We start from the raw sequence: 16909 nt of genomic DNA on the forward strand, positions 1-16909 counted from the left end.
AGTGAGGACGCGCGCCCCCGCGAGCGCGCCTTACGTGATCTGTCGGATTCAGCGGCCTGAACATCCCACATGTACCCCCACGCACGTTCTGCGGCACGGGTTGCCGGATGTCGCGAACACCCATTCGTCGAACATGCGGCACGATGGTGAACGGTACGGCAAACTTGTGCACACATGGGGGCGTTTACGTGAACGTCGCTGAGAAGTGCCGAGCCATACGAAATCCCGCACCGAGCCCGCTGGTTGATGTCGCGTGGTGATGGCCGCGCGAAAGTAGTACGAATGTCGAACGTGCTGGCTACAGTGTGCGCCTGGTGCGGAAGGGGCCGCACCGCGTCCATGTGGGGAGTGCGTGGTGGGGGAGAAGAACACAGCCGAGGCCGAAGCGACGGGCCTGGACGAAGCGGCGGACCGGGAAGAAGGGGCGGGCGGAGCCGGTTCGATGGCATCCGACCCGGTGGCCGACGACCGCGATCCGTCAACTGGCCTTTCACAAAAGGGGGTTGATGCCGCCGGAACCACGCGGGCGCAGCCCCGGCGCGGCAGAAACCGCGCGCGACGGGTGCTCCTCGGGGCGCTCGCACTGCTCGCCGTGGGACTGCTCATGGTGGGCGGGTGCGCCTGGTGGGCCGTCGACCACTACACCGGGAAGGTCGACCGCATCTCCGGTGTCTTCCCGACGAAGGTCCCTGCGGCGGCGCAGCCTGCGCCCTCCGAAGGCGGGCAGACCTTCCTCCTCGTCGGCGTCGACAGCCGCTCCGTGCTGCCGACCACGGGCCGTGACGCCAAGGCCCCCGAGTGGAAGTACGGGGCCCAGCGCAGTGACACGATGATGCTGGTCCACCTCCCGGCCGACCATTCCGGCGCGTACGTCGTCTCGCTGCCCCGTGACGCGTGGGTGGACATCCCCGGACACGGCAAGGCCAAGCTCAACGCCGCCTTCTCCTGGGGTGGACCACCGCTGCTCATCGACACCGTGCAGCGGCTGACCAAGGTGCGCGTCGACCATCTCGCCGTCATCGACTGGGACGGTTTCAAGAAACTCACCGACTCCGTGGGCGGAGTGGACCTCGTCGTGGACGGCGCCGGCCGCCACATGAACGGAACGCAGGCCCTGGCCTACGTGCGTGAGCGTTATCACCTCGCCCGCGGCGACTTCGACCGCACGCACCGCCAGCAGTACTTCCTGCGGACGCTGCTGGCGAAGGTCATGAGTCCTTCGACCTTCTCCAACCCTGTCAAGGCCACCGAGGTGCTGGACGACCTGACCGCCGCCGTGAGCGTCGACGACCGGCTCGGCGACGGCGACCTGCGTGCCCTGCTGTGGGACAACAAGGAGGTCCGACCCGGGAACATCGTGTTCATGAACGCTCCCGCCGAGGGAACCGGCATGATCTCCGGTCAGTCCGTGGTCCTCCTGGATTCCGGCGCGGGCCCTCAGCTGTGGCGGGCCATGCGCGAGGACGCCCTCGACATCTACCTGCAGTCGCACGACGTCGACCGGCTCGGCGCCACGACTCCCTGACGGGACGGCGGTGACCGCCGGAAATGCCCGTCTGGTGACGGTTCGCCAGACAATGGGCCGCACATGCACTAGAGTCCGCACCGGCGGCCCACCGGCGTCCGCGGAGGACACCCATGACGGATCATCCCGCTCGTCAAACGTACCAGCATCGAAGGCCGTCAGGCCGCCGGCGGCGCGCCGCACTCGGTGCCCTGTTCGGCCTGCTACTGATCGGACTGATCGCCGGCACCGGGCTGGCCCGTGACCGGGAAGACGCCGCGCCCCGCGCCGAGCGAACGGGCGTCGAGGCGCTTCCTTTCGACCTGCCGGCTGCCGATGTGCTCCGCGACGGACCGCATCTGGTCTTCGCGCACTACTTTCCGCCGTATCCGCTCTCCCTCGACAACCAGCCCGCCGAGCACGACTACTACGCCCGCAACTACCTCACGCCGCAGGGCGAGCAGGGCAAGCACGCGGCCTACGGCGGACTGCTGCGTGACCGGCCGCTGCCCGTGCAGCGGTCCAGCGGCGACTGGCAACTCGCCAATCTGGAGCGGGAGGTGCGGACTGCCCGGGACGCCGGCCTCGACGGATTCACTGTCGACATCCTTTCCCTGACCGGCATCAACCGGCAGCGCGTCGACATGCTGCTGCGCGCGGCGCAGCGCGTCGATCCGGGCTTCCGGATCGTGCTGATGCCGGACATGACCTCCCTGCACACCGACCCGCGCACCCTCGCCGACCAGTTGGCCCGGTTTGCCGCGTCCCCGTCCGCATACCGGCTGGCCGACGGACGCCTCGTGGTATCCCCGTTCAAGGCCGAGGCCCAGGACCCCGCCTGGTGGGGTCAAGTCATCGCGCGCCTGCGCGACCACGGCATCGGCACCGCGCTCGTCCCGGTCTTCCTGGACTTCCGCGCCAACGCCGAGAGGTTCGCGCCGATCAGTCACGCCTTCTCGTCCTGGGGCAACCGCAGCTACAGCCGCCAGGACAACGTTCCCGGCGACATCCAGCTCGCCCACTCCCTGGGAAAGAAGTGGATGCAGGCCGTGTCCGTGCAGGACGCCCGACCGAACCAGGGCATCTACGACGAGGCGGGCAACACCGCCACTTTGCGGTCGACCTGGAACCACGCCATCTCCGACGGTGCGGACTGGGTGCAGCTCACCACCTGGAACGACTACTCGGAAGGCAGCCAGTTCGCCCCCTCACTGCACAACGGCCACACGTACCTGGACATCTCCTCGTACTACCTCACCCGCTTCAAGACCGGGGCTTGGCCGCAGATCGTCCGCGACACCGTGTACGTCACCTCCCGCGTCCAGTTCACGGATGCCGGCAGTGCCTCGCTTCAGCCCCGACTGATGCGCCCGCGTCCGGGCACCGCGCCCCCGCGCGACCAGGTGGAGGTGCTCACCTTCCTGACCGCGCCCGCCACGGTCTCCGCGCGCGTGGGCACCGTGCCCCACACCTACCGTGCTCCCGTCGGCGTGTACGCCCGGGACCTGCCGCTGAGCCCCGGTCGCACCGAGGCCGTGGTCCGCCGCGCGGGGGATACCGCCGCCGCCGTCACGACCCGCTGTCCGGCGCGGCGTGCGGTCACCGTGCAGGACCTTCAGTACTACGCGGTCTCCAGTGGCCGATGAACTCCTCGGAAGCTTCCGAAAGGGCCCACCGTCCGGCCCCGCTCGATGGCCCTCATGCCGCTCGTGCGGGCATGGAGGCGTGCTGTCGGTGCGAGCGGCTGGTGACGACAGCCGTCGTAGCTCGCCGATATCCGTAGAAGGACGGGTCGCCCGCGCCCGGCCGGGCCCGCCCGTCGTACCGGACAAAGAGCCCCGCTCAGGTGTCGCGCGTGGCGACCATCCCCAGGGTGATCAGCCCGAGCACCACCCAGCCGAACCAGAGCCAGCCGTTGCTCCCCAGCGCCACCGTGTAGGCGGTGACCGCCACCAGGGCTCCGACGGTGAGCATCCCCATCGTCTTCGTGGATCCGGACATGCGCGCACCCTCCTCGTCGGCCGCGCGGCCGTGGACCCCATCGTCACCCGGAAGGTGTCTCCACCGCTACTGTCCGCGCGCCTGCAACGAGGCGAGATAGGCGTTGTACGCCTTCAGCTCCTGGTCCCCGTCACGGTCGGCGGCGCGGTCCGCACGCTTCGCAGTCCGCTGCTCGGAGCGGTACCACTGGAAGACCAGCGCGATCAGCACCAGCACCGAGGGGATCTCGCTGAACGCCCAGGCGATGCCGCCCGCCCAGTTCTGGTCGCTGAGCGCGTCGATGCCGAGCGAGGCCGGCGGATGCTTGTACGTCTCCACCATCGGAGAGGTCGCCATCATCAGCGCGATACCGAAGAACGCGTGGAACGGCATCCCCGCGAACAGCTCCAGCATCCGCATCACATAGCCGGGCCGGTGCGGTCCGGGGTCGACGCCCATGATCGGCCAGAAGAAGACCAGTCCGACGGCAAGGAAGTGCACCATCATCGCGAGGTGCCCGGTCCTCGAGCCCATCAGGAAGTCGAAGAGCGGAGTGAAGTACAGCGCGTACAGGCTGGCGATGAAGATCGGGATGGTGAAGACCGGATGCGTGATGATCTTCATGTACCGGCTGTGCAGCAGCATGAGCAGCAGCTCGCGCGGGCCCGTGCGGCCACGGCCGGCGACCGGCAGTGAGCGCAGCGCCAGAGTCACGGGGGCACCCAGCAGCAGCAGGATCGGCGACAGCATGCTGATCACCATGTGCTGCACCATGTGCACGCTGAACATGACCATGCCGTAGTCGTTGAGCTTCGTGCACATCACCAGGGCGATGCTCAGCACGCCGACCGCGAAGAAGATGATCCGGTTGACCGGCCAGCCGTCCCCGCGTCTGCGCAGTCGCAGCACCGCGTAGCCGTACAGGCCGAGCGCGAGGACGCAGCCGATCAGGAATACGGGGTCCGCGGAGAACTGGAGCCCACGTCCCAGCGTGAACGGCGGCAGATCCATGGTCATGCCGTGCCCGCTGTGATCCATCTGTTCACTCCCGATGGGGACGTCCCCGTTTCGTGCCGGTTGTCCGGACCAGAGTAGAACTGCCCCCGGCCGCAGCTGCGACCGGGGGCAGTTCTCGGGTGCTGGTGTTGCTCAGAGCACGCACTCGGCCTCGGCGTACCGCTCGGCCGGGACCGTCTTCAGGGTCTCCACGGCCTGGGCCAGCGGCACCATGGTGATGTCCGTGCCGCGCAGCGCCGTCATCATGCCGAACTCGCCGCGGTGCGCCGCCTCGACCGCGTGCCAGCCGAAGCGGGTCGCCAGGACCCGGTCGTACGCGGTCGGGGTGCCGCCGCGCTGGACATGGCCGAGTATCACCGGGCGGGCCTCCTTGCCCAGGCGCTGCTCCAGCTCGACGGAGAGCTGGGTGGCGATCCCGGTGAACCGCTCGTGGCCGTAGATGTCCTTGGTGCCCTGCTCGAACTCCATGGAGCCCTCGCGCGGCTTGGCACCCTCGGCGACGACGACGATCGCGAACTTCTTGCCCGCCGAGAAACGCTTGCCGACCAGCTCGGTCAGCTCGTCCATGTCGAAGGGGCGCTCCGGCACGACGATGGCGTGCGCACCGGCCGCCATGCCCGAGTGGAGTGCGATCCAGCCGGTGTGGCGGCCCATGACCTCGACGATCAGTACCCGCTGGTGCGACTCGGCGGTGGTCTTCAGCCGGTCGAGGGCGTCGGTGGCCACGCCGACCGCGGTGTCGAAGCCGAAGGTCACGTCGGTCGACGCGATGTCGTTGTCGATGGTCTTCGGCACGCCGACGATCGGCAGTCCCGCCTCGGAGAGCAGATGAGCCGCCTTCAGCGTGCCCTCGCCGCCGATCGGGATGATCGCGTCGAGACCGAGTTCGGCGACATGGCCCCTGGCCTGCTCGACGCCGCCCCGCAGATGTGCGGGCTGGACCCGGGACGAGCCGAGGATCGTACCGCCGCGGGCGAGAATGCCGCCGACCGCGTCGAGGTCGAGCTTGCGGTAGTCGCACTCAAGGAGGCCCTTCCACCCGTCGTGGAAGCCGATGACCTCGTCGCCGTGGTCGACCACCGCGCGGTGCACGACGGAACGGATGACGGCATTGAGGCCGGGGCAGTCGCCGCCGGAGGTGAGCACACCAATACGCATTGCCCGGGAAACCTTTGCAACGTGGGCCGACGACCGGACCACGTCGTCCGGTTGGATCCCTGCCACCCTACCGGCGCAGGGTGGCGGGACCGAACCAGACGTCCGCCTGGTGGACTCCGCTCAGTTGAGCGAAATGTGCGTCATGCGGGCCATGCGGGTCACGCGGGCTGGGTCGCCGACGCGATGCGCTCGGCGCGCAGCGCCTCGTACCAGCGGTCGTCCGTCGGCGGCAGGGCGTTGACGTCGAGGGCCAGCTTCAGGAGCAGGTCCGCGATCAACGGGTTACGGGCCATCACGGGCCCGTGCATGTACGTACCGAAGACCGTGTCGTTGTACGCCCCCTCGGTGCCGTCACCCGTGCCGTTGCCCCGGCCGAACTGCACCCGGGCGAACGGCCGCGCCGTCGGGCCGAGATGGGTGACGCCCTGGTGGTTCTCGAAACCGGTCAGCTGCGGCAGGCCCAGCTGCGGATCGATGTCGGCCAGTACGTCACCGACGCACCGGGCACCCTCGCCACGCGTGGAGACCACGTCGAGCAGGCCGAGACCGGGCTCGCGCTCACCGAGGTCGTTGATGAACTCGTGGCCGAGGATCTGGTAGCCGGCGCAGACCGAGAAGATGATCGCGCCGTTGGACGCGGCCCGGCTGAGACCGCCGTCACGGCGCAGCCGCTCCGCGGCGAGGCGCTGGGGCCGGTCCTCACCGCCGCCGATCAGATAGATGTCGCCGGACGTCGGGATCGGCTGGTCGCTGCGCACGTCGACGCGCTGCACGTCGAGACCGCGCTGCCGGGCCCGGCGCTCCACCACCAGCGCGTTGCCCTGGTCGCCGTAGGTGCTCAGCAGGTCGGGGTAGACCCAGACCAGACGCAGACCGTTGTTGCTCATGCTTCGTCCTCTCCGGAGGTGGCCGGGCCCGGGGTCAGTTGCCGACACGACGGCGCAGATCCTGGAAGGCGGTGTAGTTGGCGATGACCTCGATACGGCCGGGCGGGGCCTGCTGCACGGCCTCGTCGAGGTTCTCGCAGACCCGGAAGTCGAGACCGGCCACTTCGAGGCGGACCGCGAGGTCCAGCTTGCGGTCGCCGAGCACGAAGATCGGGTGGCCCGCTAGCTGGGTGTAGTCGACGTCCCACAGCCAGGAGGTGTCCGTGCCGTCCGCGCCCCGGGCGTTGACGGAGAGGATCACCGGCGTGGGCGGCGGGTCGATCAGGGAAAACGTTTCGAGCCAGCCCGCCGGGTTCTTCGCCAGCAGGAGCCGCAGCTCACGGCCGAGGAAGGAGACCACGTCGTAGCGGCCGGCGACGGCCTGCACCTGATACATGCGCTCCAGGGCGACCTGCGGCGGCACACCGAAGACGGCCGCGACGGCGGCCGAGCTCGTGGCGTTCGCCTTGTTCGCGCGGCCGGGGAGCTGCAGGTGGATCGGCCACGCCGAGCCGTGCGGGTCCAGGACGTAGTCGCCGTGCAGCACCCAGCTCGGGGCGGGGCGGCGGAAACCGCACTCGCCGCAGAACCAGTCGTCGCCGGGGCGCTGCATCACACCGCCGCAGGACGGGCAGGACCAGGCGTCGTCCTTCCACGCCTGGCCGGCCGCGACCCACACCACGTTGGGGGAGGAGGACGCCGCCCAGACGATCAGCGGGTCGTCGGCGTTGGCGACGATCACGGCCTTCGAGCCGGACAGCCCCTCACGCCACTTCTCGGCCAGCATCCGGGTCTCCGCGGCGCGGTCCAGCTGGTCGCGCGAGAGGTTGAGCAGCGCGATCACCTTGGGTGTGGTGTCCCGCGCGACGCCGGCGAGGTACTTCTCGTCGACCTCGATCACGCCGTACTTCGCGTCCGAGCCACCGGCCAGGGCCGAGGTGATGCCCGCGGGCATGTTGGCGCCGAGCGCGTTCGACACGACCGGGCCGGCGGCCCGCAGTGCCTCGGCGATCAGCCGGGTCGTCGTGGTCTTGCCGTTCGTCGCCGACACGAGGATCACGTCCAGGTGCTGCGCCAGCCGCCCCAGCAGGTCGGGGTCGAGCTTGAGCGCCACCCGGCCGCCGATCACCGATCCGCTGCCGCGCCCCGCAGCGCGCGACACCGCCGCTGCGGCCTTGCCCGCCGTCACCGCCAGCTTGGCCCGCGGCGACAACGGCTCCGTGTTGCCTGCCATCGTCCTAGATCCTCCTTGCATCGGTCCGCGCCCAGCCTATCGATGTCCGGCGCGGCGACCGCACCACGGCACCACCGGGAAGGCGGAGGTCACGTGGAACGTACGATGACGGCCATGCGAAACCGCCCGATCCCCGGCAGTTCCGGACTCGTCCGCGCCATGACTCTGCTCGGTGACCCGGTGCTCCACGGCGCCTGCGAGGAGGTCACCGACTTCGGTCCGTCGCTCGCCCGGCTCGTCGAGGACATGTTCGCCACGATGTACGCGGCGCAGGGGGTCGGTCTCGCCGCCAATCAGATCGGCATACCGCTGCGGGTGTTCGTCTACGACTGTCCCGACGACGACGACGTCCGTCACCTCGGCCATCTCGTCAATCCGAAGCTGGTCGAGGCGGACGGCATCACGGTACGCGGACCGGAGGGCTGCCTCTCGCTTCCCGGCCTGGAAGCCGGGACCCCACGCTTCGACCATGCGGTGGTGGAGGGCGTGACCGTCGACGGGGAGCCGGTGCGGGTCGACGGCACGGGCTGGTTCGCGCGCTGCCTCCAGCACGAGTGCGACCACCTCGAAGGCACCGTCTACACGGACCGGCTGACCGGGCTGCGCCGGGTGAGGGCACTGCGTGCGGCCCGCCGGGCGCCGTGGGGGCGTACCGACTGACCGCGCTCTCCCGCCGTCAGAAGCCGGGCCCGCCGGGCCGGTCGCCCGCTGCGGCCAGCCTGCCCCACAGCAGATCGGCCAGGCTGCGCACCAACTGGGCGCGTGAGCAGGGGCGTTCGCCCAGCCACCAGTCGCCCGCCGCATGCATCATGCCGACGATGCCATGGCCCCAGATGCGGGCCATCTCCTCGCTGTCCGGGCCCAGGTCCACGCGCTCGGCGATGACCAGGGCGAGCTCTTCGCCGAGCCGGCGCAGCAGCGGGGCGGAGTGGCGTCCGACGTCGAAGCCCTGCTCGGGGGAGGGGGCGGCGTCGTCGGACGGGTGCATCAGGAAGCGGTAGACCTGCGGGCGGGCCTCGATCGCCGCGAGATACGTGTCGAGCGTCGCCTCCACCCTCTGGCGGCGCTCGGCGGGGGCGTCGAGTGCGGCCCGCAGCGCGCTCAGCAGCGCGTCGGTGTGGCGCTTGGCGAGCGCGCGGTAGAGGCCGCCCTTGTCGCCGAAGTGCCGGTACAGGATGGGCTTGGTGATCCCGGCCTCCGCCGCGATGGCGTTCATCGAGGCCTTGGGCCCGTCCCTGAGCACCACGCGGTCGGCGGCCTCCAGCAGCTCCCGGCGGCGCTGCTCGGCCGCGGTCCGCTGTTTTTCGGCCTGTCGTGTGGTCTCCATGTCGCCTCTCCCCACCCTGGCCGTGCAATTGGCCGTGCAAGTCCGTTACGCCTGCGCAACGTAACACCCTGCCCATCGGTGGTGCTGATCGGAGTCTGACCGGTTGACAGAGGCTACTTACTGGTAACAGGCTTCTGTTACCGCAAGTAACGTGATTTTTTACGGTAGTACATGGAGGGGAACATGGCCGAGTTCACACTCGATCTCAACGACGACCAGAAGCAGGTCCGTGACTGGCTTCACGGCTTCGCCGCGGATGTGATCCGTCCGGCTGCTTCGGAGTGGGACGAACGTGAGGAAACGCCCTGGCCCGTCATTCAGGAGGCGGCCAAGGTCGGCATCTACTCCCTCGACTTCTACGCCCAGCAGTTCTTCGACCCGACGGGGCTCGGCATCCCGATGGCCATGGAGGAACTGTTCTGGGGCGACGCGGGCATCGCCCTGTCGATCGTGGGTACGGGCCTGGCCGCCGTCGGCGTCCTCGCCAACGGCACCGAGGAGCAGATCGGCACCTGGATCCCGCAGATGTACGGCGATGCGAACGATGTGAAGGTCGCCGCCTTCTGCTCCTCGGAGCCGGACGCCGGCTCCGACGTCGCCTCGATGCGGACCCGTGCGGTGTACGACCAGGCCAAGGACGAGTGGGTGCTGAACGGCACCAAGACCTGGGCGACCAACGGCGGCATCGCCAATGTCCACGTCGTCGTCGCCGTGGTCGACTCGGAGCTCGGCTCCAAGGGCCACGCCTCCTTCATCGTGCCCCCGAACACCCCCGGGCTCTCGCAGGGCCAGAAGTTCAAGAAGCACGGCATCCGGGCCTCACACACGGCGGAGGTCGTTCTTGAGGATGTGCGTGTCCCGGGCCACTGCCTGCTCGGCGGCAAGGAGAAACTGGACCAGCGCCTGGCGCGGGCCCGCGAGCGCGCCCAGTCCGGTGGCGAGCGCGTCAAGAACGCGGCGATGGCCACGTTCGAGGCGTCCCGCCCGGCGGTCGGCGCGATGGCGGTCGGCACCGCGCGCGCCGCGTACGAGGTCGCGCTGGACTACGCGAGGACCCGGACCCAGTTCGGCCGTCCGATCATCGACAACCAGGGCATCGCGTTCCAGCTCGCGGACATGCGCACGCAGATCGACGCGGCCAGGCTGCTCGTCTGGCGGGCGTCCTGGATGGCGACCACCGGGAAGCCGTTCGAGTCGGCCGAGGGCTCCATGTCCAAGCTGTACGCGAGCGAAACGGCGAAGAAGGTCACCGCGCAGGCGATCCAGATCCTCGGCGGCAACGGCTTCACCCGTGAGTATCCGGTGGAGCGGATGCACCGGGACGCCGCCATCTACACGATCTTCGAGGGTACGAGCGAGATTCAGCGGCTGGTGATTGCACGCACGCTGTCGGGCATGCCGATCCGCTAGCGCGGTGCCGCGGGGTGAGGGCGCCGCGCTCGTTCGCGGTGCCTCCGGCCCCGCTTCTGTCGTCAATCGCGGGACGGGTCCGGATCGCCGGACGGGCTGGATATTCGGCGGGCGGGGTGGCTGCTCGGCCGGGCGGGCCGGATGCGGCGTTCGGCCCGCCCGGTGGTGCGCATCCGTCAGGCGGGCAGCAGGGCCTCGATTGCCGCCACGAGCTCCGGCGCCTCCGGTTCCGTGCGGGGGCGGATGCGGGCCACCGGCTCGCCGGACGGGGAGATCAGGAACTTCTCGAAGTTCCACTGCACGTCACCCGCCTCGCCGTCCGCGTCCGCGAGCTGCGTCAGCTCCGCATACAGCGGGTGCCGCCCGTCACCGTTGACGTCGACCTTCCGCAGGAGCGGGAAGCTGACTCCGTACGTCGTCGAGCAGAACGTCTGGATCTCCTCCGCGCTGCCCGGCTCCTGGCCCGCGAACTGGTTGCACGGAACACCGAGCACGGTGAAGCCCCGGTCCCCGTATTCCTTCTGCAGCCGCTCCAGGCCCGCGTACTGCGGGGTGAGCCCGCACTTGGAGGCGACGTTCACCAGCAGGACCGCCTGGCCGCGGTAGGCGCCGAGGGTGGTCGGCTCGCCGGTGAGTGTGTGGAGCGGAATGTCGTACAGCGTCATGAGGGTCTCCTTGTAAGTCGCTTCCGAGGCCATTCTTACGCCCACAGGCTCATCGGCACGAAGCCGACCGCCCGGCCGTCCGGATCCGGCAGCCGGCCCATGAGCCTCACCGCCCGCAGCGCGACCGCCCGGTCGGCCATGCGCAGATGGGGGAGGCGCGCGGCCAGACGTACCTCCAGGTCCTGGGCATCGACCAGGGAGGAGACCCGGACCGTCGCGATCAGATTGGTCGGACCGGCCAGGACCAGGCACTGCCGGATCTCCGGAAGCTTCGCCAACTCCCGTGCGGTGGATTCCAGATGCTCTGCCGCCACGCTGCCGAAGAGCGTCACGGCGACCGGCGAACCCGACAGTGAACGGACCTCCTGCTGTCGTCCGCGCCGTGAGCAGCCGGGCTGCGTCGGAACAAGTGGCTTCTCACGGTGCGCCGAAGACTCGGGCGGCTGGCGCCGTCGCGTCGACCGTGACGGCGAGGACAGCACCGGCGACACCCGGGGCCCCTGTCAGTCCGTGCCGGGCCGTGGTGATGAGCAGGCGGCCGCCTTCCGGGACCAGGCACACCGAGGTGGGTTGTGGAGTGGGCAGCGGGATGGTCGCGTCGAGTGTGCCGTCGGGCCGGTATCGATGGACGACCCCGTGGCCCCACACCGCCACCCAGAGCCGCCCGGTGTCGTCCACGGTCATGCCGTCGGGGCTGCCACCGGCAGTGACACGGGCGAACTCCTCGCGGTCCGTCGGATTTCCGTCCCTGTCGAGGGTGCAGCGGTGGATGACACCGGCAGCGCTGTCGGCGACGTAGAGCAGATCGCCGTCGGCGGAGAAGGCGGGGCCATTGACGATGGTCATGCCGGCGAGGACGCGGTGTACGGAGCCGTCGGGATCGGTCCGGTAGAGGGAGCCGGCGCCCGGTGTGCCGTCGTAAGGCATGCTGCCCGCCCAGAACCGGCCGTGTGGGTCGCACACCCCGTCGTTCATGCGGGTCGGAACGGGGGAGTGCTCCTCGGGGCGGGCCAGCCACTCGGGCCGGCCATCCGGCGTCAGCAGAGCGATGCCGGTGCCGGCGGCGGCTATCCAGTGGCCGGGGCGGCCGTGCACCGGGGCGACCGCGCCGAGGGGGACGTCGAGCCGTAGCAGTTCGCGTGGTGTGCGCTTCCCGTCCTCCAAAACCTCCAACAGCCGTCCGGCGAGGATGTCGACGTAGACCAGACGTCCGTCGACCCAGCGGGCGCCCTCGCCGAGCTCGTGGTCGCCGTCGGCCCAGATGTCGGCTGGTGACTCATGTCGGTTCATTCAGGTTTCTCTCCAGACGGTGCGTCAGCGCAGGGTCATGCCCGCCGGGCTGTCCAGCAGGGCGAGTTCGGAGCGGGTGGGCAGCCCTTCCCAGTCGCCGCGTGTGGCGACTGCGAAGGCGCCCGTGGCCGTCGCCCGTTGCAGGCGTTCGGCGACGTCCAGGTCGTCGAGCAGCGCGGAGAGATAACCGGCGACGAAGGCGTCGCCCGCTCCGACCACATCGCGGACGGGCACGCTGCGGACGCCGGAGTCGACCGTGCCCTCGGCGGTCGTGACGCAGGCGCCGTCGCCGCCGCGAGTGATCACCACCTCACGCCTCCCCTCGGCGATCAGGGCTGCGACGGCCTCCTCCTCGGTGAGGGACGGGTCGCTTCCCACCAGGTGCAGTTCGTCGGCGGAGGCGATGAGGACGTCGGAGCGGCGGGTCAGTGGCAGCAGAGTCTGTCTGGCCTGCTCCGTCGACCACAGCCGGGCACGGTAGTTGACATCCAGACAGACTGTCGCCCCCAGCTCCGCCGCCCGCTCGGCGGCGACCAGGACGGTTTTGGCGGCGGAAGCGCCGAGGGCGGGAGTGATCCCGGTCAGGTGGAGGACGCGTACCCCGGGGCGCAGCGCGGCCAGGACGTCCGGGGGCCGAAGCGCCGCTCCGGCTGAACCGGCTCGGTAGTAGCGGACACTGGCCAGGTCGCCGATGCCGTCCTCGCGCACCAGCAGCCCGGTCGGGCGCCCCTCGGTGTCGGCACGGGCATGGGACACGTCGACCTGTTCGGCGCGCAGAGTGCGCAGGACGAGAGCCCCGAACTCGTCGTCTCCCACGGCGCCGACCCAGGAGACGTGGTGGTCCAGGCGGGCCAAGCCGATGGCGACGTTCGACTCCGCGCCGGCGACGGACAGTTCCATGGGGCGGGCGAGCTTGACCGGGCCTGTGGCTCTGAGAGCGGCCATGGTCTCGCCGACGGTGACCACGTCGGGCGCTCGGAGCGCGCTCATGCGGTCACCGTTCCGGCCAGCGCGGCGCGCCAGCGTGCCGCACGGGCACGTAGTCCGGCGAGGTCGCCGCCACTGGCCGCGTCACCGATCAGGGGGCTGCCGACACCGACCGCGACGGCGCCCGCGGAGAGGAAGGCGATTGCCTGCTCGGTGTCGATGCCGCCGACGGGGACGAACGGTACCTCGGGGAAGGGGGCTCGCAGTGCCTTGAGGTGGGCCGGCCCACCGAGGGACGCGGGGAAGAGCTTCACGGCGAGGGCGCCGGAGCGGACCGCCGCGATCACCTCGCTGGGTGTCAGCGCGCCCATCAGTACGGGGAGTTGAACCGGCCCCTCCGCGGCAAGGTCGGGGACGAACCCGGGTGTGACCAGGAAGCCGGCTCCCGCGTCGGCGGCACGGGCGGCGTCGTGCGCGGTCAGGACCGTACCCGCGCCGAGCGCGGCATCGGGGCCCAGTTCACGGCGAGCACGCTCGATCACCCACAGCGCGTCGGCGGTGGTGAGGGACACCTCGGCAGCGGTGATGCCTTCTTCGGCCAGGGTGAGCACGGTGCGCAGCGCGGCCTCGCGGTCGCTGCCGCGCACGATGGCGAGGGTGCGGTGAGGCAGGTCGGTCAGTTTCATCAGGGACTTCCGGGGAGTGTCGGGGGAGGAGTGTGTGGTGTACGGGGGGTGCGGGTGGCCGATATCTCGAGTTCCCAGCACAGCTCACCGCAGGACGGGACCGTGGCTGCGTCGTCCGGTCCGGCCTCGGCGAGGTCGAAGACGGCACCGAGCATGGGTTCAACGCCGATGCTGCGGTAGGGCGCGCCGTCGGGCCAGCCGCCGAGGTTGCGCCACAGTGCGACGGACACGGGGATGTCCGCGTCGGTGTGTACGGTGAGTGTGAGGGTGTCCGGACCGTCGATGACCCGCACGCTCGGGCAGTCGGTGATGATCGCCCCGACGGCGGTGCCGTCATCGGGACCGAGCCGGTCCAGCCGCAGCCCGAACGGGGAGGGCCAAGGGCCCGTGAGGTGGGGTGCGCCCGGGGGCCAGGCACGGTCGAGCAGCGTCGCCGCCTCGGGGAAGAGCCTGGTCGCCGCGGGGCGGGGGGCGTCCAGCCGGGCGTCGCGGCCGACGTCGAGCAGGGCGTGGGCCGCCCACAGCAGGCGGTGTCCCGGATCGGCGGTCAGCCGGTAGCGGGCCCGCAGGGCGTCCGGGCCTTGCCGGATCGTCCGGCGCAGGACGAAGTCCGGGCATTCCAGCACGTCGCTGTCGCGGGTGCGCTGCCAGGGGCGGGACCAGGCGGCGCCGTGATCGGGGGTGCCGCGCACCGTCGGGAGGCACTCCTCCAATCCGCCGGCGTCGACGAACGCGTCACCCGGGCGGACGGTGTGGCGCGCGGCATCAGGGCGGTGCCACAGCCACTCCCGGCCGCCCGCGCGCAGGGAGGTCCAGCGGCCGCCGTGGTCGGGGTCGGTCTCGGCCAGGACCGGGAGCCGTGCGGGGCGGGGCAGCGCGGGTCCGGTCACCATTCCGCGAAGGACCCGTCGCTGTGTCGCCAGACCGGGTTGCGCCAGCGGTGCCCGATGGCGTCCGCGCGTCGGACGGCGTTCTCGTCGATCTGGATGCCGAGGCCCGGTCCGGTGGGCCGGGCGGCGTGTCCGTCGGTGAAGCGGAACGGTGCGGGGTCGAGCAGGTAGTCCAGCAGGTCGTGACCGCGGTTGTAGTGGATTCCCAGGCTCTGTTCCTGGATGAGGAAGTTCGGTATCGCGAAGCCGAGTTGCATGCTCGCGGCGAGCGCGATCGGGCCGAGCGGGCAGTGGGGGGCCATGGCGACGTCGTGGACCTCGGCGAGTGCGGCGATGCGCCGGACCTCCGAGATGCCGCCGGCGTGCGAGACGTCCGGCTGGGCTACGGCGATTCCGCTGGCCAGCACGTCATGGAAGTCCCAGCGGGAGTACAGTCGTTCGCCCAGTGCCAGCGGCACCGAGGTGACGCCGACGAGCTGAGGCAGGTTGCGAGAGTGTTCCGGAAGGACGGGCTCCTCGACGAAGAGGGGGTGCAGGGGCTCAAGCAGTGGCAGGATCCGCTTCGCCGTGGCGGTGGACATCCGGCCGTGGAAGTCGATGGCCACGTCGCGGTCGTCGCCGAGTACCTCGCGGACGGCGGTGACCCGGTCCACGACGGCCCGGCTCTGCGCGAGCGTGTCGATGGGCCGTAGCTGTGCCGAGCCGTTCATCTTGACCGCGGTGAACCCGGCCTCGACCTGTTCGCGGGCGAGTTCGGCGACGTGTTCGGGGCTGTCGCCGCCGATCCACGCGTACACCCGCAGCCGGTCGCGGACGGCGCCGCCGAGGAGTTGGTGCACGGGTACGTCGTGTGCCTTGCCGGCGATGTCCCACAGGGCCTGGTCGATGCCGGCGACGGCGCTGGAGAGGATGGGGCCGCCGCGGTAGAAGCCGCTCTTGGTGAGCACCTGCCAGTGGTGCTCGATGCGCAGCGGGTCCTCGCCGACGAGCAGGTCGGCGAGTTCGTGCACGGCGGCGCGGACCGTCTCGGCTCGGCCCTCGATCACCGGTTCGCCCCATCCGGTGATGCCCTCGTCGGTGGCGATGCGCAGGAACAGCCAGCGTGGGGCGACAAGGAACGTCTCCAGTGCTGTGATCTTCATCCGGTCTCCTCCGGGGGGCGGTTCTTCATCACGTTCCGCAGGTCGGCGCCGGCCTGGTCGAGCAGCGCGTGAACGGCGCTTTCGGCCGCGTCGGGGTCCTGCGACCGCACGGCCGCGAGGACCGCGTCGTGGGCGGGGATCGAGTCGGCCCAGTGGTCCGCGCCGTGCACGAGGTGGTCGCGCACCCGGAGACCGGCCTCGAGGACGACCTCCATGCGGGTGAGCAGTTCGTTGTGGGTAGCGGCCAGCAGCGACCGGTGGAACGCGAGGTCGGCCTCGACCATCGCGTCGGTGTCCTTGCCGGCCGTGGCCATGCGCTCCAGCGCCTCGGCCAGGGCGGCGAGGTCGTCGTCGTCGCGGCGCAGGGCCGCGAGACGGGCCCCGGCCGGTTCGACGATGCCACGGACCTCGGCGAGATTGTCCAGGAAGCCGGCGGCCGGGATGCCCTGGCCCTGCCAGCGCAGCAGGTCGCCGTCGAGCAGGTTCCAGTCGGAGCGGGGCCGGACGAAGGTGCCGCGTTTCTGCCGGGAGCCGATCAGGCCCTTGGAGGCCAGGACCCGCAGGGCCTCGCGCAGCACGGTCTTGCTGACCTGGAGCTCCTGCTCGATCCGGTCGGGGTACAGGGACGACCCGGGTGCGTGGACGCCGCGGACGATGCGCTCGCCGAGGATGTCGACGATCTGCTGGTGCAGACCGCGTGTGGGCTGGTTCATGTGGGCTCCCCCCAACGAGCGCCGGGTCGTCCCTCGGGAC

General features: G+C 70.5%; 18 protein-coding genes. 4 read left to right on the plus strand and 14 right to left on the minus strand.

Going from position 1 to position 16909, the window contains the following annotated elements; translation table 11 throughout:
* Positions 1–355: 355 nt before the first annotated feature.
* Both OH809_RS36175 and OH809_RS36180 read left to right on the plus strand, forming a co-directional pair.
* Positions 356–1525, plus strand: coding sequence for an LCP family protein (locus OH809_RS36175; RefSeq protein WP_406516064.1), 1170 nt, complete (start codon positions 356–358; stop codon positions 1523–1525).
* A gap of 113 nt (positions 1526–1638) precedes the next feature.
* Entirely contained in the window at positions 1639–3150 is a 1512-nt protein-coding gene (locus OH809_RS36180) for a glycoside hydrolase family 71 protein (RefSeq protein WP_406516065.1), read from the plus strand.
* Positions 3151–3346: 196 nt separating this feature from the next.
* On the opposite strand, the gene OH809_RS36185 is transcribed toward OH809_RS36180, so the two are convergent.
* The 5 genes from OH809_RS36185 to OH809_RS36205 all read right to left on the minus strand — a co-directional run bounded on the left by OH809_RS36185 (position 3347) and on the right by OH809_RS36205 (position 7819).
* The gene (locus OH809_RS36185) at positions 3347–3505 is read right to left on the minus strand and encodes a hypothetical protein (RefSeq protein WP_266988512.1); all 159 of its coding nucleotides are present in this window, start codon (positions 3503–3505) and stop codon (positions 3347–3349) included.
* A 66-nt stretch (positions 3506–3571) separates the two neighbouring features.
* Positions 3572–4522 carry a cytochrome c oxidase assembly protein gene (locus OH809_RS36190; protein ID WP_406417180.1) on the minus strand — a complete coding sequence of 317 codons (951 nt, stop codon included), beginning with the start codon at positions 4520–4522 and terminating at the stop codon, positions 3572–3574.
* A gap of 111 nt (positions 4523–4633) precedes the next feature.
* Positions 4634–5659: a 6-phosphofructokinase gene (locus OH809_RS36195; RefSeq protein ID WP_406417178.1), complete on the minus strand. Its 1026-nt coding sequence runs from the start codon at positions 5657–5659 to the stop codon at positions 4634–4636.
* A gap of 158 nt (positions 5660–5817) precedes the next feature.
* Positions 5818–6546, minus strand: a complete 729-nt coding sequence (locus OH809_RS36200; protein WP_037690275.1) for a glutamine amidotransferase — start codon at positions 6544–6546, stop codon at positions 5818–5820.
* A gap of 34 nt (positions 6547–6580) precedes the next feature.
* On the minus strand, positions 6581–7819 hold the full coding sequence (locus OH809_RS36205; RefSeq protein ID WP_093893409.1) for a MurT ligase domain-containing protein: 1239 nt from the start codon (positions 7817–7819) through the stop codon (positions 6581–6583).
* 114 nt (positions 7820–7933) lie between these two features.
* On the opposite strand from OH809_RS36205, the gene def reads away from it, so the two are divergent.
* Positions 7934–8479 (plus strand): peptide deformylase, encoded by a 546-nt coding sequence (gene def, locus OH809_RS36210; RefSeq protein ID WP_406417176.1) that lies wholly within the window; start codon positions 7934–7936, stop codon positions 8477–8479.
* A 16-nt stretch (positions 8480–8495) separates the two neighbouring features.
* On the opposite strand, the gene OH809_RS36215 is transcribed toward def, so the two are convergent.
* Positions 8496–9146 (minus strand): TetR family transcriptional regulator, encoded by a 651-nt coding sequence (locus OH809_RS36215; protein ID WP_406516066.1) that lies wholly within the window; start codon positions 9144–9146, stop codon positions 8496–8498.
* A 183-nt stretch (positions 9147–9329) separates the two neighbouring features.
* On the opposite strand from OH809_RS36215, the gene OH809_RS36220 reads away from it, so the two are divergent.
* Complete coding sequence (locus OH809_RS36220; protein ID WP_406417172.1) at positions 9330–10556, plus strand: acyl-CoA dehydrogenase family protein; 1227 nt, start codon at positions 9330–9332, stop codon at positions 10554–10556.
* A 176-nt stretch (positions 10557–10732) separates the two neighbouring features.
* Here OH809_RS36220 and OH809_RS36225 read toward each other — a convergent pair whose 3' ends face one another.
* The 8 genes from OH809_RS36225 to OH809_RS36260 all read right to left on the minus strand — a co-directional run bounded on the left by OH809_RS36225 (position 10733) and on the right by OH809_RS36260 (position 16869).
* The gene (locus tag OH809_RS36225; protein WP_406417171.1) at positions 10733–11221 is read right to left on the minus strand and encodes a glutathione peroxidase; all 489 of its coding nucleotides are present in this window, start codon (positions 11219–11221) and stop codon (positions 10733–10735) included.
* Positions 11222–11256: 35 nt separating this feature from the next.
* The gene (locus tag OH809_RS36230) at positions 11257–11553 is read right to left on the minus strand and encodes an Lrp/AsnC ligand binding domain-containing protein (protein ID WP_406417170.1); all 297 of its coding nucleotides are present in this window, start codon (positions 11551–11553) and stop codon (positions 11257–11259) included.
* 85 nt (positions 11554–11638) lie between these two features.
* Positions 11639–12511 (minus strand): SMP-30/gluconolactonase/LRE family protein, encoded by an 873-nt coding sequence (locus OH809_RS36235; protein ID WP_406417168.1) that lies wholly within the window; start codon positions 12509–12511, stop codon positions 11639–11641.
* A 24-nt stretch (positions 12512–12535) separates the two neighbouring features.
* Entirely contained in the window at positions 12536–13501 is a 966-nt protein-coding gene (locus OH809_RS36240) for a sugar kinase (protein WP_406417166.1), read from the minus strand.
* Positions 13498–14124, minus strand: coding sequence for a bifunctional 4-hydroxy-2-oxoglutarate aldolase/2-dehydro-3-deoxy-phosphogluconate aldolase (locus OH809_RS36245; RefSeq protein WP_406417164.1), 627 nt, complete (start codon positions 14122–14124; stop codon positions 13498–13500). The genes OH809_RS36240 and OH809_RS36245 overlap by 4 nt, the downstream gene beginning before the upstream one ends.
* Complete coding sequence (locus tag OH809_RS36250) at positions 14124–15017, minus strand: hypothetical protein (protein WP_406516067.1); 894 nt, start codon at positions 15015–15017, stop codon at positions 14124–14126. Before OH809_RS36250 ends, OH809_RS36245 begins: the two co-directional genes overlap by 1 nt.
* The gene (dgoD, locus tag OH809_RS36255; RefSeq protein WP_406417161.1) at positions 15011–16156 is read right to left on the minus strand and encodes a galactonate dehydratase; all 1146 of its coding nucleotides are present in this window, start codon (positions 16154–16156) and stop codon (positions 15011–15013) included. Before dgoD ends, OH809_RS36250 begins: the two co-directional genes overlap by 7 nt.
* Positions 16153–16869 (minus strand): FadR/GntR family transcriptional regulator, encoded by a 717-nt coding sequence (locus tag OH809_RS36260; RefSeq protein ID WP_406417160.1) that lies wholly within the window; start codon positions 16867–16869, stop codon positions 16153–16155. The genes dgoD and OH809_RS36260 overlap by 4 nt, the downstream gene beginning before the upstream one ends.
* Positions 16870–16909 lie beyond the last annotated feature (40 nt).

Origin of the sequence: Streptomyces sp. NBC_00873, assembly GCF_045207415.1 — a bacterium.
Taxonomy (GTDB): domain Bacteria; phylum Actinomycetota; class Actinomycetes; order Streptomycetales; family Streptomycetaceae; genus Streptomyces.

What these genes read in the sequence shown, in the direction of transcription:
- OH809_RS36180 (WP_406516065.1), top strand. Translation starts at nt 1,639, where the DNA reads ATGACGGATCATCCCGCTCGTCAAACGTACCAGCATCGAAGGCCGTCA.
- OH809_RS36185 (WP_266988512.1), bottom strand. Translation starts at nt 3,505, where the DNA reads ATGTCCGGATCCACGAAGACGATGGGGATGCTCACCGTCGGAGCCCTG.
- OH809_RS36190 (WP_406417180.1), bottom strand. Translation starts at nt 4,522, where the DNA reads ATGGATCACAGCGGGCACGGCATGACCATGGATCTGCCGCCGTTCACG.
- OH809_RS36195 (WP_406417178.1), bottom strand. Translation starts at nt 5,659, where the DNA reads ATGCGTATTGGTGTGCTCACCTCCGGCGGCGACTGCCCCGGCCTCAAT.
- OH809_RS36200 (WP_037690275.1), bottom strand. Translation starts at nt 6,546, where the DNA reads ATGAGCAACAACGGTCTGCGTCTGGTCTGGGTCTACCCCGACCTGCTG.
- OH809_RS36205 (WP_093893409.1), bottom strand. Translation starts at nt 7,819, where the DNA reads ATGGCAGGCAACACGGAGCCGTTGTCGCCGCGGGCCAAGCTGGCGGTG.
- def (WP_406417176.1), top strand. Translation starts at nt 7,934, where the DNA reads ATGCGAAACCGCCCGATCCCCGGCAGTTCCGGACTCGTCCGCGCCATG.
- OH809_RS36215 (WP_406516066.1), bottom strand. Translation starts at nt 9,146, where the DNA reads ATGGAGACCACACGACAGGCCGAAAAACAGCGGACCGCGGCCGAGCAG.
- OH809_RS36220 (WP_406417172.1), top strand. Translation starts at nt 9,330, where the DNA reads ATGGCCGAGTTCACACTCGATCTCAACGACGACCAGAAGCAGGTCCGT.
- OH809_RS36225 (WP_406417171.1), bottom strand. Translation starts at nt 11,221, where the DNA reads ATGACGCTGTACGACATTCCGCTCCACACACTCACCGGCGAGCCGACC.
- OH809_RS36235 (WP_406417168.1), bottom strand. Translation starts at nt 12,511, where the DNA reads ATGAACCGACATGAGTCACCAGCCGACATCTGGGCCGACGGCGACCAC.
- OH809_RS36240 (WP_406417166.1), bottom strand. Translation starts at nt 13,501, where the DNA reads ATGAGCGCGCTCCGAGCGCCCGACGTGGTCACCGTCGGCGAGACCATG.
- OH809_RS36245 (WP_406417164.1), bottom strand. Translation starts at nt 14,124, where the DNA reads ATGAAACTGACCGACCTGCCTCACCGCACCCTCGCCATCGTGCGCGGC.
- OH809_RS36250 (WP_406516067.1), bottom strand. Translation starts at nt 15,017, where the DNA reads ATGGTGACCGGACCCGCGCTGCCCCGCCCCGCACGGCTCCCGGTCCTG.
- dgoD (WP_406417161.1), bottom strand. Translation starts at nt 16,156, where the DNA reads ATGAAGATCACAGCACTGGAGACGTTCCTTGTCGCCCCACGCTGGCTG.
- OH809_RS36260 (WP_406417160.1), bottom strand. Translation starts at nt 16,869, where the DNA reads ATGAACCAGCCCACACGCGGTCTGCACCAGCAGATCGTCGACATCCTC.